General features: G+C 55.2%; 14 protein-coding genes and 1 tRNA gene. 9 read left to right on the top strand and 6 right to left on the bottom strand.

All coding sequences use genetic code 11. From position 1 onward, the window contains the following. Positions 1–17: 17 nt before the first annotated feature. From AS89_RS0113050 to AS89_RS0113060, 3 genes are read right to left on the bottom strand one after another with little or no spacing between them, the layout of a single operon-like run. Positions 18–1,064, bottom strand: a complete 1,047-nt coding sequence (locus AS89_RS0113050; protein WP_010133131.1) for a phosphotransferase — start codon at positions 1,062–1,064, stop codon at positions 18–20. Between the two features lie 43 nt (positions 1,065–1,107). Then, a complete protein-coding gene (locus tag AS89_RS0113055; protein WP_010133132.1) occupies positions 1,108–2,313 on the bottom strand; it encodes an acyl-CoA dehydrogenase family protein in 1,206 nt (401 codons plus the stop codon). Between the two features lie 16 nt (positions 2,314–2,329). Then, positions 2,330–3,025, bottom strand: coding sequence for a histidine phosphatase family protein (locus AS89_RS0113060; RefSeq protein ID WP_010133133.1), 696 nt, complete (start codon positions 3,023–3,025; stop codon positions 2,330–2,332). Between the two features lie 147 nt (positions 3,026–3,172). Between AS89_RS0113060 and AS89_RS0113065 the strand changes: the two genes are divergently transcribed. From AS89_RS0113065 to AS89_RS0113085, 5 genes are all read left to right on the top strand, one after another. Further along, entirely contained in the window at positions 3,173–4,075 is a 903-nt protein-coding gene (locus tag AS89_RS0113065) for a LysR family transcriptional regulator (RefSeq protein ID WP_010133134.1), read from the top strand. Positions 4,076–4,169: 94 nt separating this feature from the next. Next, the gene (gene mutY / locus AS89_RS0113070; protein ID WP_010133135.1) at positions 4,170–5,309 is read left to right on the top strand and encodes an A/G-specific adenine glycosylase; all 1,140 of its coding nucleotides are present in this window, start codon (positions 4,170–4,172) and stop codon (positions 5,307–5,309) included. Between the two features lie 8 nt (positions 5,310–5,317). Next, positions 5,318–5,599 carry an oxidative damage protection protein gene (locus AS89_RS0113075; protein WP_010133137.1) on the top strand — a complete coding sequence of 94 codons (282 nt, stop codon included), beginning with the start codon at positions 5,318–5,320 and terminating at the stop codon, positions 5,597–5,599. Positions 5,600–5,709: 110 nt separating this feature from the next. Further along, positions 5,710–5,785, top strand: a tRNA-Phe gene (locus AS89_RS0113080). A 274-nt stretch (positions 5,786–6,059) separates the two neighbouring features. Further along, positions 6,060–7,547: a site-specific integrase gene (locus AS89_RS0113085; RefSeq protein WP_158217365.1), complete on the top strand. Its 1,488-nt coding sequence runs from the start codon at positions 6,060–6,062 to the stop codon at positions 7,545–7,547. Positions 7,548–7,647: 100 nt separating this feature from the next. Here AS89_RS0113085 and AS89_RS0113090 read toward each other — a convergent pair whose 3' ends face one another. After that, a complete protein-coding gene (locus tag AS89_RS0113090; protein WP_010133139.1) occupies positions 7,648–8,886 on the bottom strand; it encodes a DNA cytosine methyltransferase in 1,239 nt (412 codons plus the stop codon). Positions 8,887–9,013: 127 nt separating this feature from the next. On the opposite strand from AS89_RS0113090, the gene AS89_RS19100 reads away from it, so the two are divergent. Both AS89_RS19100 and AS89_RS0113100 read left to right on the top strand, forming a co-directional pair. Continuing rightward, positions 9,014–9,244, top strand: a complete 231-nt coding sequence (locus tag AS89_RS19100; protein WP_373419109.1) for a helix-turn-helix domain-containing protein — start codon at positions 9,014–9,016, stop codon at positions 9,242–9,244. Then, on the top strand, positions 9,228–10,322 hold the full coding sequence (locus AS89_RS0113100) for a restriction endonuclease, SacI family (protein ID WP_010133141.1): 1,095 nt from the start codon (positions 9,228–9,230) through the stop codon (positions 10,320–10,322). Before AS89_RS19100 ends, AS89_RS0113100 begins: the two co-directional genes overlap by 17 nt. A 241-nt stretch (positions 10,323–10,563) precedes the next feature. Here AS89_RS0113100 and AS89_RS0113105 read toward each other — a convergent pair whose 3' ends face one another. Next, positions 10,564–11,499, bottom strand: a complete 936-nt coding sequence (locus AS89_RS0113105; RefSeq protein ID WP_010133142.1) for a hypothetical protein — start codon at positions 11,497–11,499, stop codon at positions 10,564–10,566. Between the two features lie 164 nt (positions 11,500–11,663). After that, the gene (locus AS89_RS0113110; RefSeq protein WP_033230471.1) at positions 11,664–12,326 is read right to left on the bottom strand and encodes a recombinase family protein; all 663 of its coding nucleotides are present in this window, start codon (positions 12,324–12,326) and stop codon (positions 11,664–11,666) included. Positions 12,327–12,592: 266 nt separating this feature from the next. Between AS89_RS0113110 and AS89_RS18810 the strand changes: the two genes are divergently transcribed. Further along, positions 12,593–12,769: a hypothetical protein gene (locus AS89_RS18810; protein WP_158217366.1), complete on the top strand. Its 177-nt coding sequence runs from the start codon at positions 12,593–12,595 to the stop codon at positions 12,767–12,769. Between the two features lie 69 nt (positions 12,770–12,838). After that, positions 12,839–13,354, top strand: a complete 516-nt coding sequence (locus tag AS89_RS0113120; protein ID WP_029250021.1) for a hypothetical protein — start codon at positions 12,839–12,841, stop codon at positions 13,352–13,354. The last annotated feature ends 142 nt before the right edge of the window (positions 13,355–13,496 follow it).

Raw genomic sequence — 13,496 nt, forward strand, 5'->3', positions numbered from 1 at the left:
CTTGTGACAAATTCCCTTTACTGGCCGTCTCGCTGAATAATATCCAGCGCCATCATTGCCAGCGGTTCCACAAAAGCACCGACCTTGGCCGCTTCCTTACTGGACGCATTGCCACTCTGTGCGCGCTTCGCCACGCCCTGGGCAATGGCCGCCAAGCGGAAGAAGCTGAATGCGAGGTAGTAGGTCCAGTGTTCGATACGCTCGATGCCCATGCGCGCGCAGTACATCGCCACATACTCCTGTTCGTCCGGAATACCCAGCGCCGCGCGGTCCACCCCCATCAAGCCCGAGATACTGCCGGTACCACCGGGCATACGCAGCTGCATGCACTGGTAGGCAAGATCGGCAAATGGGTGGCCCAGGGTGGATAACTCCCAATCCAGCACCGCAATGACGTTCGGTTCCTTTGGCGCGAACACCATATTGTCGAGACGGTAATCCCCGTGCACCAGTGACACGCGGCCATCGTCTGCTGGTTGCGCCTCGCCCAGCCAGCCAATCAGCTTCTCCATAGCATCAATTTTATTGATCTCGGATGCACGATACTGACTGCACCAACGATCGTACTGGCGAGCAAAATAATTACCCGGTTTGCCGTAGTCCGACAGCCCCACCGCGGCCACATCCACGCTGTGCAACTCCGCCAGTACCTGGTTCATTTCCCGGTACATAGCGCTGCGTGCAGTGTTATCCACCTCCGGTATCTGGGCATCCCAGAAGATGCGCCCGTCCATATATGACATCACGTAAAACATGGAGCCGATCACATCGCGGTCTTCACACAGGTGCACAACTTCTGGCACCGGTACATTGGTGTCCGCGAGGGCCCGAATCACCCGGTATTCCCGGTCCACCGCATGCGCACTTTTTAACAGTTTGCCCGGGGGCTGACGGCGCAGTACATAGGTGCGGTCCGGCGTCTCGAGTTTGAAAGTGGGATTCGACTGGCCACCAGAGAACTTGGTTGCGGTTATCGGGCCGCGAAAGCCAACAATATGTTCGGCAAAATATTCTGCCAGCAAGGCTTCGTCCAGCTGGTCAACGGCTTGATTTAATTCACTCACACTATTCTCTCCGTTTTACTGGCTCTGGGTTAGTGGCTCTGAGTTAGTGGCCATAAGCGGCAGCAATACCGCGCCCCAACTGCATCATGTGTACCTCGTCCGGGCCATCGGCGAGGCGGATAATCCGCGCATAGGCATATCCCCGTGCGAGGAAGAAGTCCTGCCCCAGGCCAGCAGCGCCGTGAATCTGAATCGCGCGGTCGAGCACATTGCAGGCCATTTGCGGGGCGACGATTTTGATCATCGCGATCAGGTCCTTCGCCCCCTTGTTGCCCACCTTGTCCATGCGATCGGCCGCCTTGAGAGTAAGCAGGCGTGCCTGCTCGATCTCGCACTGGCTTTTTGCCAGCACTTCGCGCACACCGCCGTGCCGAGCCATTGCGCGGCCAAACACCTCGCGCTCGCTGGCCCGCTTGGCCATGGTCTCCAGTGCGCGCTGTGCCACGCCAATCAGACGCATGCAGTGATGAATACGGCCCGGCCCCAAGCGTCCCTGAGCAATTTCAAATCCGCGCCCTTCACCCAGCAGCATATTGGTAGCCGGCACGCGCACATTATTGAAGATGATTTCCGCATGACCTTCCGGCGCGTCGTCAAAGCCAAACACCTGCATGGGGCGAATTACTTCCACCCCTGGCGTATCCATCGGCACCAGGATCATGGACTGCTGGCGATAACGGTCCGGGTTGTCCGCGTCGGTTTTGCCCATCACGATCAGGATTTTGCAGTGCTGGTTGGACGCACCACTGATATAAAACTTGTGGCCATTGATGATGTAGTCATCGCCATCGCGCACGATCGAGGTTTCGATATTGGTGGCATCGCTGGAAGCAACTTTGGGCTCGGTCATGGCGAACGCCGAGCGGATATCGCCATTTAATAGCGGCACCAACCACTGGGCTTTTTGCTCATCGGTTCCGTAACGTGCGAGCACTTCCATATTGCCGGTATCCGGCGCACTGCAGTTAAACGCTTCCGAGGCGATCAGTGAGCGCCCCATCAATTCCGCCAGCGGTGCATATTCCAGATTGGAAAGGCCCGCGCCGTGTTCGGACTCCGGTAAAAACAGATTCCACAACTCGGCGGCCTTGGCTTTCTTTTTCAGTTCCTGCATCACCGGCGGCGTATCCCAGCGGTTTTCCTGCACCTGTTGTTCGTACAGTGCTTCCGCCGGGTAGATGTGCTCTTCCATAAACTGCTGCACGCGCGCCTGCAGCCCTTTTACCTTGTCGGAATAATCAAAGTCCATGGTGCGTCGCCTCGTATTATGCGTAAGTTATGGCGTCCTGGCGCTCAGGGTGCTCCAGGTGCGGTGTGTGGTTGAAGGAGTGCAGGCTGACCGATTCGCGGCCACGCTGGGCCTGAAAGAAAAAGCGGCTAAGGGAGGTATTGCGAGTCTGCATGTTGAGCTTCACCACGGTTTGCGCGGGTGCACTCAACACCAGCCGGGTGAGCATGGAAATGGTGCCACCGGAGCTGACTACCAGGGTGCGTCCCTCGCCCTCGGCAATAATATCCAGGCCCCGCTGCACGCGTTGCTCAAACGCGGCCCAGCTTTCCTCAACCTGGATCTCGCCGTCGATCCACGCGTGCATCGCGTCCTTTAACACGCGGAAAAACACACGGGCATCGGCACCGTCCTGCGGGCGCCGCTCCGGGTGCTTGTGAATAAAGGCGCCCATCACCTGCTTGAACTGGAATTCGTCCAGCTCGGGGAAGCTTTCCACTGCCGGCGTGTGCTGACCCTCGTCTGGCCCACCTTGCATGCCTACACAGATGGCCTCGGCGGTTTGCCGGTGGCGCAGCAGATCACCACACAGGATGCGGTCGAAGCGGGTGCCCTGGCGGCGAAAGTGCTCGCCCAGCCAGCGGGATTGCTGCTCTCCCAGCGCCGACAACTGGTCATAGTTGTCGCTACCCAGCGACGCCTGTCCGTGCCGCACGGTAAAAAATTCTGCCACCGGAACCTCCAGTCGCCCGTCAATCGATGAATGCCATTGACGCAATGTAGCGCAGGGATTTTAATCATTAAAATCAATTGTTCTGATAAGCCGACATTCACATCGGTTATAGACGGGGCATACACCACCAGCGCACGTACACGAGATATGAACCCTCACCGCATCGACCTGAACCTGTTCGTGGTGATCGACACCATCTACCGCGAACGTAACCTGACCCGCGCCGCGGAGCAGCTGCACCTCACCCAGCCAGCGGTGAGCAACGCCCTCGGCCGCGCCCGTGAGGCACTGAACGACGAGCTGTTTGTTCGCACCCCGCAGGGCATGCAGCCCACCGTCTTTACCGAGGCCATCATCGCGCAGGTAAAGAGCGGGCTGCAGCAGCTGCACCAGAGTGCCACCTCCAATGTGACCTTCGACCCGGCCAGTGCGGAGAAAACCATCCGCCTGAGCATGAACGACCTTACCGAGACCATGCTGTTGCCGGCCCTAGTAGAGCGCCTGCAGCAGGCCGCACCGAATATGCAGGTAGAGTCCTACAATGTGCCGCGCGAGCAGCTGGAACGGGAGCTGGCCAGCCACAGCCTCGACTTCGCCATCGACGTACCCATCATGGGCAATACCCAGTTGCAGCAGCACCCGCTGGGCAAGGACCACTTCGTGTGCATGCTGCGCCGTGACCACCCCCAGGTAAGCGGCGCCCTGACCCTGGACGACTACCTGGCACTACAACATATCCACATTTCCAGCCGGCGCTCCGGTCCGGGGCTGGTGGACCTGCAACTGAACAAGCTCGGCCGCCGCCGCAAAATCACCCTGCGCGCCCAGCACTACCGCATTGCGCCGATGATCGTGGAGGCGTCCAACCTCGCCCTCAGCGCCCCCAGCAGCTTTGCCAGCCGCTACAACGTGGACTGCTTTGACCTGCCCTTCCCGGTACCCAAGATCGAATCCTGTTTGCTGTGGCACAAAAATGCGGAGCAGGACCCGGCACACCAGTGGCTGCGGGATTTGATTATCGAAACGCTCTCTGCGGGGTCGGCAAGCTGACTGGTCGCCCCTCCAAATACCTCTGGTACCCTTTACCTTTGATACACTCCACCACAGATACAAAGCCCCATCTGCAGTAGCCCAAGACACCGCCATGCCTTCCGCCACATCCGCATCTACACCGACACCGAGAGCCATCTCCCCGAGCCAGTTCCAACGCACCCTGCTCAAGTGGTTCGACCAGCATGGCCGTCACGACCTGCCGTGGCAGCAGGACATCAATCCCTACCGGGTGTGGGTATCGGAGATCATGCTACAGCAGACCCAGGTAGCGGCGGTCATTCCCTACTACCAGCGGTTTATGGAGTCCTTCCCCACGGTGGAGGCCCTCGCTGCCGCCAGCCAGGACCAGGTGCTGGCCCACTGGAGCGGCCTCGGCTACTACGCCCGTGCGCGCAACCTGCACAAATGCGCGCAGACCGTGGTCAACGAACACAGTGGCGCATTCCCCCGCAGCGTGGACGCCCTCGCCGAACTGCCCGGTATCGGCCGCTCCACTGCCGGCGCCATCGCCAGTATCAGCATGGGGCTGGAGGCGGCGATTCTCGACGGCAACGTCAAACGGGTACTGGCGCGTATGCACGCGGTGGAGGGCTGGCCCGGGCAAACCGCCGTGGCCAAAGGCATGTGGGAGATCGCCGAGAAGTACACCCCGGCCAAGCGCACCGGCAACTACACCCAGGCGATGATGGACCTGGGCGCCACCCTGTGCACCCGCTCCAAGCCCGCCTGCGAGCGCTGCCCCTTTGCCAAGCACTGCGTGGCCCACACCCAGGGCAACCCCGCCGATTACCCGGGCAAGAAGCCCAAGAAGGAAAAGCCGGTACGCCAGACTACCCTGTTGCTGATCGAACACGACGGCGAACTGTACCTGGAACAGCGCCCCGCCAGCGGCATCTGGGGTGGCCTGTGGATACCGCCACAGCTGGAAGGAGACGATGGCGGTGACGCCAGCGCGCAGGAATGGCTGGCGGCACAGGACCTCGACGCCAGCGAGCTGCAAGCCCTGCCATCCATGCGACACACCTTCAGCCACTTCCACCTGGATATCCACCCGGTGTGGATAAGTCTGCCGCACAAGCCCGATCAGGTAGCGGAAGGAGCCAGTGGCTGGTATAAACTGCGCCAGCTCGACCGGCCCCGATCCGGGCAGGATCTCGGCCTGCCGGCGCCCATCGCCAAGCTGGTCAAACAATTAATGGCCATGCGCGCCCCACTATTGGCACCCTGTTAGGAGAAACCATGTCCCGCACCGTCTTCTGCCGCAAATACCAGGAAGAACTCGAAGGCCTCCCCAACCCGCCCTTCCCGGGCCCCAAGGGGCAGGACATCTACGACAACGTCTCCAAGAAAGCCTGGGGCGAGTGGATGGCCCACCAGACCATGCTGATCAACGAAAAGCGCCTCAACATGATGGAACCGTCCTCCCGCGCCTACCTGGCCGAACAGATGGGCAAATTCTTCGCCGGTGAAGACTACGACGACGCCGAAGGCTTCGTTCCCGAGCAAGACGGCGACAAGTAAGCAACTACTTACAAACCGAAAAAACTATTTATCAATCAAGGGGTTGACTCCCCCCGGAAGAGCAGGTTTAATACGCGCCTCGCTGCCGGGGACAACCCCGAAACAGCATTGCCCAGATAGCTCAGTCGGTAGAGCAGGGGATTGAAAATCCCCGTGTCGGTGGTTCGATTCCGCCTCTGGGCACCACCTTTTCTTAACCCCTTGTCCCTCAAGGGGTTTTATCAGCCTTCAGTATTCTTGGTACAAACTCTTGGTACAAGAGCTGATGGCTGATTACATTTTTCTTCGCCCCTCTGGCTATTACCTCCGTTACGCGAGACCCCTTCGCTTTGCATCCCTGCTTCCAGTTCGCGAGCTGAGATACCCCCTACATACCCACAAACAATTGATTGCCAAACGAGCGGCCGCGTATATAGTTGCGCGGATTGAGTGGTTGCTAAGTGGTATTGAGAGCAGTCGCATGCAGCTGTCCCGCGAACAAATAATGAACCTTGTCCGCAAGGAGATTGAAGAATCTCACTCGGAGGTTACATCTGACCACCTCCGCGAGAAGTCACCCGGAGCCTGGGAAGCGCACGTCACAGCCAGCCTAGAATTCCTCAGAGAAGCCGAGGAAGATTTAGCTCGCTCCCACTTTCGAAGCATCGCTCGCAGAGCGCAGCAAATACTAGATGACAACGGCATCAGGCTCGACGAGACATCTGGAAGCTTTCGGTTACTTTGCAGGGAGTTACTCAGGGCCACCATTGAGCTTCAGCGAGAAGACCTTCGCCTGCATAACGGTAAATCAGCTCACAATGAGCAACCTTACCTGCTCCAGGCAAGCCCCACTCCAGTTGCCGCCACACAACCGAAGACTACCCCCCTGTTGAGCGAAGTCCTTGAGGCATTCATCAATGAGAAGCAACAGGCTAAGAAGGTTGGCATTAGCTCCATTGAGAGCTACCGGGAGGCGGTCAGCACTTTCGTGTTTGTTGTTGGTGACAAGCCTGTCGGGGAAATAACACATGATGACGCCTGCCGCTTTAGGGATGCTTGCAGGCAGATCCCTACAAACCGCACAAAAAACCCCAACTACAAAAACAAGACTATCGATGAGCTACTAGCCCTTGAGCTACCTGAGTCCATATGCCTATCTGGAAAGACAATTAACGATCGTCTTTCCATTCTGAGCGCGATCTTCCAGAAGCACTTGATCCCGAAACGACTCGCTGACCTCAATGTGTTTGAGGGGGTCAAGACACACCTGGAGGACAGCAGGAGTTACACAGAGTTTGACTCCGACGACCTCAGAGTGATCACAACTAGCGCAATCTACGTTGATTCCAAATACTCAAGAAGCAGCAAAACCACAGCTTCTCGCTGGTGGCTTCCATTGCTTGGGTTTTGGACGGGGGCCAGGGTAGGCGAACTGACACAAATGCATCTGAGCGACATTCAGGAAATCGATGGCATCTTGTGTGCAGTAGTCGACGATGATGAGGAAGACGGCAAACGGGTGAAGACCAATGCGGCACGTCGAACTTTCCCGATTCACTCAGCACTTTTGGAGCTTGGCTTCCGTGATTACGTGGAGCAAGTCAGAGCTAGCGGGGCTACACGACTACTCGAATCGATACCCCTTGGATCCAGGAAGCCAGGAGAAGTGGCGTCCAAGTGGTTTAATGAGACCTACCGGGCCCGACATCTCCCAAGCGAATTCAAAGAGGACAAGAAAGTCTTCCACTCGCTGCGTCGAACATTCATCACAGCGGGACTCAACGCCAAAATTGACCTGTTAGACCTGCAATCAATGGTTGGTCACGAGCCTAAACAATTGGCAGAGACAGCGACGTACTATGGCAAAAGGGATGTACGGAGACTCAAGGAAAGCCTTGAGCTGGTGCAATTCCCCTCTGTGGATTTGGCCTCATTACGCAATGGCTGGAAGCGATTCAAGAGACTGTAAAGGGTCAGCACCAGCTACTGATAGCAACCGAGCAAAAGGGGCACCGCAGCAGTATCGGGAAAACCCAGGGTAAAGGTGGGGGAACCCTTCCCCCATTAGCTTAGGTCGCCGTTGCCAGCTTACGCTTACGCGCGACAGGGCCAAGGCCTGTACCCGGATGAGCTGCATGCTCCCCGATTAACTCGTGGTACTGCTCAGGAACCGGTTGAACTCTTTTCGCTCTCGGGCAAGGCTCTTTCTTCTGAGGGATCAACTTCAACTGATCGCTGTCGAGCTTATCCCCGAAAAATTGCTTCCGGATTTCCCTACCCAAAATCTCTCCCATTAAGCTGGGCACAGCGTTACCTAACTGACGCTGCATCTCACTACGCCCACCTTCAATGTGATACCCATCTGGGAAGGTTTGTAGACGACAAGTCTCTCGCATGGTTAGCTTTCTGCTATCCCAATGGAACGGCCCAATGGAGCTTCCCGGCTGCGCCTGAATAGTCCAAGAAGGCTTATTCTTGGCGAGCTTAAGTAGGAACCCCCAGTAGCGCGTCCGCCAGCCAAATAGCGGCTGACCATCTCCTCGATCTGTATGGTGCAGGTAATTTTTCCCCTCAGGGATAGAGGGCAGCAGCGCCCCCCACTTTCCACCAACCTTCAGTTTCGGATCTTTGGACTCAGGAGCATTAACTAAGTCACCTATGGCATCCCAGGCGTTATTCCATGTTGGGTAACCGAAGAGATCATCAACTGCGAGTTCTGGATCTTGATGTGTGGCAGCTGGAAACCTAAACACCTTTCCATCACGAGAGCCGACCAGAAATACTCGCTCACGCATCTGAGGCACGCCGTAGTCGGCAGCATTCAGCACTTGCCATGTGAATGAGTAGTTGCTGCCGGTTTCTTCGTTGATCTTCTGGATGATGTTCTCAAGCAACTTGAGCCCTTCATCTTTGCCCTTGAAGGTCATTCCCTGGACGTTTTCCAGCAAAAACGCCTTCGGCTTCAGGTCTCTTAACACCCGCAAGTAGGCTGTCAACGTATCAGCCCTAGGGTCATCTAAGCGCTTGGTATCGCCCTTCGACCAATAAGCAGACTTTGAGAAGGGCTGACACGGCGGCCCCCCAATTAGGAGGTCTGGCGCTCTCCTATTGAAGCCTCCAGCCGACTTCAAGTCTTCGGACGTTACATTGTGAATGTCATCTTCAAACACAGGCCAATCGCGGTTCGCACGCAAAGTCTGACATGCCCACTTGTCCATCTCCACGGCGACGGCAGTCTCGAAGCCAGCAGCTTCAAGCCCGAGATCCAGCCCTCCGGCACCAGTGAATAAACTAACAATCTTGCGCATACACCCAACTGCCTGTAGCGTTGATGGATTTTGTCGCAGCTCACGCCGCGTATAGGAAGGGTAGTGTGGCAACTCTACATAAATTGTATTGAGAGTACAAGTGATCAAGGTAAATCTTCGTCAGGCAATGGTCGACTATGCCCGCAGAACCGGGACAAGAACCACATATGCCGAAATAGCCAAAGAGACAGGGCTCTCCAAAGCGACCCTCGAAGCACTAGGGTCTCGTAGCGACTACAACACGACACTGGCAACCATTGACTTGCTCTGCGAGTACTTGAGGTGCGATGTAGCCACCCTGCTCGAGCACCAGCCAGACGTAACGGGGGGCCGTGAGAGCAATGCCAATAAAAATTGATCACTCGCAAGCTAAGTCAGTACTTTACGAGGAGCACGCGAAAGCCCATAACGGTGTGAGCGATCCCATATGTGAAGCTTGGAAAGCCAAAGTTGATCGGCTAGGAGCGCTATGCCCATACAGGAAAAGCTCAACCTTCGTAGCCGCCTTGGGCACCGCCCTGCTAGCCAAGTCTGTTGAGCCGAATGTCGACGTATACTCTCTACTCGACCGTGACGGAGGTGAGCGTTCCTATTCGGCACGCTCTCTCGCTGACAACGTCTGGGCTAAAAACAGAGCCTACCTGGACGTTGATCTCGGCGCTAACAATGCGAATCCACTGAACAATACCCCTTTCGTCGGCCGCGCGAGAATTGACGCGATTGAGCGTGTTAGGAATGTGGAAGGTCGGAACTGGCTTTTTGCATGCCTGGATGAGCTGGACAGCATTCAAGGCACAGAAGAAGCACGCTCCGCCCTGCGAGGATTCATCTTGTCGCGGACAGTAGTGGCAACAACTTCGTTCAATGTCGGTGAAAACGCGGGCGACTACTTTGTATCTCAAAGCCTCGCGACAAGAATTGAAGAGTTCGTTGGAACTGATAGCGAAGAGGGTCGCCGCGCTCAAGCTGTAGCTGCAGGTTTGCTTTCAGTTGCTTTCGGGACGGAAAACGTGGAAGTCAGCCACATCAACGATCCAGACCGTCGCTTCCCACTAGACATCACTGTGTTCGATGACCCCGTGGATCGCAAAGTTCGTTTTTCAGTTGAAGTGAAAGATAAAAAAGTCAGCGGTTCAGATGTGTTATCCAGTGTAGAGAAGGTAGTCAAGTTCGACATTCCCAACGTTCTCTATCTAGCCCTCAGCCAACCGCATGATCAAAGGGATTTTGAAGCAGAAACAGTCAAAGCGAGAGACTCAGGCTGTCGAGTTATTTTTTGCTACTCCTGGGAGCAGCTATGCAATATGTGCACATCCATGACAGCAACTCCCGGCCCGGGAGCGCTTGGAGAAGCATTCCGACAAATCGGTGCTCGACTCGTCCAGTTGGGGGTCAGCCAAGCAGGTATCGGACAATGGGAAAGCTGGAGCGGTTAACGCTCCTCACAGCCAAAAACACCGCAAAATAGGGCAGCAGGGACGTTGCCCTACCACCCTCAGGGTCAAAAAAAGCGACCCTGCCACGGACATACAAGATCGCTAAAAGCTAGGAACCACGGGGCCTTCAAGGCGACTAGTCCGCTAAAGTTGTATGTCCCTCCAGCCCCCTTAGCAGGGACAGCTACTGTGATACCTATAAATCGTTTCCACCTCGGAGAGTAATCACCTAGCGCCTCCTTCAGAAGTCCACTACAGCTGATTCCTCAAACGTTGTGAAACTGGGCAAAATACCGGACGAAGCGCAACCAGCATAAGCGGCTCGCTTCTTCAGATCAGATTTTGATATCCCAGAGGCCTTCAATTGTTGCTCCAGGTGCCTTGCCAAGCTCAGGATCTGGTGCGCCTTCATCGCTACCTCGTCAGCTCTGGCATCATCGTCATTCATCTCAAGGAACCTAACTAGCCTGCTTGCATCCTCATGAGCCAAGGCTTCAATGGCTTGCATTTTCATTCTACGGTGCTCCTGCTCCTCGGATTCCTGTGTTTGATTAAGGGGGGAAAATTTCATAGCACTCCACCAAGCAGTCCGGTTCAGGTCATCCCAGTCCACCCCCTTCGCCAATAGGGCATCTCTTGTTCTCAACATCCGGCTAGTTAGGCTTTTGCTGATATCCAGCATACGAGCAAGCTCTCGGACCGGCCTTCCTTTCAGACACCCTTCCCATTGATGACAATCAGTCAGCCTCTTCCAAGCGAGATTCGTAGTTTCATTGCGGGCCAAGGTCTTCGTTGGCTTCGTGTTGTCGCTTTGAGCAATATGCTTTGCAATCTGGATTGGGACTGGGTCACCATGGAATGTCAGCTTTTCCACTCTGATCTTTCGTTGGTGGTTGGCTGATGCTTTGCGGTTTAGGTTGCAGACAGCGTGATAGCGGTGATGTCCTCTTAGCAGTACGTTTTGGGTGACACATCCATCTTCATCGATCACATCGGCCACACAAACCGGCCTCTCTAGACCGCCAATCTTGATTGATTTGGTCAGCTGCTCAACATGGTTCATATCGACTCTTCGATTGTTGAAGCCTTCTTCAACCACTATATCAACCTGTCTCAAATTGAACCGCCCGGTAATCGAGAGGCCTGGATAGATCTTTTGTACTTGCTTCTTGTTCATGTCATTCCTCAGAGGTGGGCGGTCTAAGCCAATGGCATTCGCCCTTAAGTGATGGAGGGTATATTTAGGGGGAACTGACCGTCGCAGGTCAGAGACGGGGCTAGGACGCCCCGGAGGGAAGGTGGTTACTATCCCTATACGGGATGGCAATTCTTGTACTGTAGCTAAAGCCCCAGTCGCTGAATAAGCCTGGAGACTGTCATTGATTGAAACTCGTGACCTCGAGAAGTCCTGAGTCCTGCATTGTTCAGTTCCTGAGCTATCTCGCGCGTAGTCATACCTGCCGCCACTAGCGGTTTCACGAGCCCTGATAGCCTTTCAGCACGCTCCTGCGCTTTCTGCTTCGTCACTTCGTTGCGCCTGCCAGTTTTATCCCTGAGCCCTCCTAGCTTCACTCCTCGGGCCTTGGCTGCCGCCAGTGCCTGTTTGGTCCGCTGACTGATGAACTCCCTCTCCTGCTCCGCCAGTGCGGCATACAAGTGGAGCTGAAACCTATCCGCCTGGGGCATACAGGCAACCTTGAGGTCTACCCGCTTAATGATCCCCGCGATGTCCTCAACATCCCTACTGAGCCGGTCGAGCTTGGCCACCAGCATAGTGGCCTTGTGCTTCTTACTTAGAGCAATAGCCTTCTCCCGCTCCTCCTTCACCGCCCCAGTGTCCTTCCCGGTAATTACCTCTGTGAAGGTGCCCAGTACCTCGTAGGGTTGGCCAGAGTAGGTCTCCAGGAAGAGGGCTATGTCCCTCTGCTGAGCCTCTAGACCTAACCCAGACGCTCCCTGCTTGTCAGTGCTCACACGACGATAAATCACATAGCGAATGGTCATTGCTGTTGTCGCTGTTGCCTTGGTCAAGAACAAGTAGAGCACCAGTTCAACCAGCCTGCAACAAATAACGACGTTCGTTGTGAGTGTTGCATCTGGCTTAGTTACAGATAGGGGGGGGCAAGGGGGGGACAATACCTTCACCGTATTCAAGGTATGCGTTCACAATTTTTCTGTGACAAATTCCTCATTGACACCTATTTCAACTTTGACACAAACTAATCACGCCCTCAAATCTAGCCTCAATAACCCACAAGGAAGGTTAAAAAATGTCCAGCAGTGATCGTGCTTCCGATTTCTTTTCATCCATCTTCATGGTTATTTTTTTCGTGGTGTATACCGGCAGCCTCCCTCTAGCAGTGATATTCGGCGATAAGTGGGATGTTGTGATCTCTCTATTTGTTCCAACTTGGGGGTTTTGGGTGATGCTCGGAGAAGTGCTATAGCATTGCCCACCACTAACTGAACTCCCTCGAGAATGAACTAGAGGCTTCCCCTTGCGACTTGGAATCATTTTGGCACTTGGGTTTCTACTCAAGGCACAAACTGCCTTAGCAGTTTCAAATGAGCAGCATGCAATCAACACATTTGATGGATACTGCGTACAAAACAAAGACGACTACAGCAACATCCCCCCATTGGCTGAAGCAATGGGAGCTATGGAGCTTCCGGAGGAGATGCTGAATGCAGACCCTGCAATGCGGAAGCTGGGAGGAGGAGGCTACGGCCTTCGCTACGAAGGCCTCGTCTTCTTGATTGGGTTCGTGAATGGGGGAGGATGTACAGTAATGTCCACGGGACTAAAGCCCGCAGAATTAGACCGACTTCTCAAGCAGTTTTATGGAGCTGAGTTTCTTCGTAAGTTAGACGAAGGAATTCAGACTACAAGCTTTTACACCGTAAGAGACCCCGGCCCAAACCAGGGAGTAATGTTCTCTATAGTAGCTCCTAAGCCTGAAGTAGGTATGGACGGTGCAACTATCGGGATCGTACCCCGGAAAGCGGTCGAGAGTGTGCTGTCCAACCGGTAGAAATTGCTGCACTGCCGGAGGTACAAGGGATGGTACAATTTCCTCACAACTCGACGCTGAAGGCCTTGAGTACCCAGGGTTAGGAATGATGGAAACTAGTCCGCCTCTGGGCACCATACAAAAAAGGCGCTCCCGAACGGTA

Source organism: Microbulbifer agarilyticus S89 (genome assembly GCF_000220505.1).
GTDB classification, from domain to species: Bacteria; Pseudomonadota; Gammaproteobacteria; order Pseudomonadales; family Cellvibrionaceae; genus Microbulbifer; species Microbulbifer agarilyticus_B.

Coding starts and splice junctions, on each gene's coding strand:
- AS89_RS0113075 (WP_010133137.1), top strand. CDS start 5,318: ATGTCCCGCACCGTCTTCTGCCGCAAATACCAGGAAGAACTCGAAGGC.
- AS89_RS19100 (WP_373419109.1), top strand. CDS start 9,014: ATGGTCGACTATGCCCGCAGAACCGGGACAAGAACCACATATGCCGAA.
- AS89_RS0113110 (WP_033230471.1), bottom strand. CDS start 12,326: ATGACCATTCGCTATGTGATTTATCGTCGTGTGAGCACTGACAAGCAG.
- AS89_RS0113100 (WP_010133141.1), top strand. CDS start 9,228: ATGCCAATAAAAATTGATCACTCGCAAGCTAAGTCAGTACTTTACGAG.
- AS89_RS18810 (WP_158217366.1), top strand. CDS start 12,593: ATGTCCAGCAGTGATCGTGCTTCCGATTTCTTTTCATCCATCTTCATG.
- AS89_RS0113085 (WP_158217365.1), top strand. CDS start 6,060: ATGCAGCTGTCCCGCGAACAAATAATGAACCTTGTCCGCAAGGAGATT.
- AS89_RS0113105 (WP_010133142.1), bottom strand. CDS start 11,499: ATGAACAAGAAGCAAGTACAAAAGATCTATCCAGGCCTCTCGATTACC.
- AS89_RS0113090 (WP_010133139.1), bottom strand. CDS start 8,886: ATGCGCAAGATTGTTAGTTTATTCACTGGTGCCGGAGGGCTGGATCTC.
- AS89_RS0113055 (WP_010133132.1), bottom strand. CDS start 2,313: ATGGACTTTGATTATTCCGACAAGGTAAAAGGGCTGCAGGCGCGCGTG.
- AS89_RS0113065 (WP_010133134.1), top strand. CDS start 3,173: ATGAACCCTCACCGCATCGACCTGAACCTGTTCGTGGTGATCGACACC.
- mutY (WP_010133135.1), top strand. CDS start 4,170: ATGCCTTCCGCCACATCCGCATCTACACCGACACCGAGAGCCATCTCC.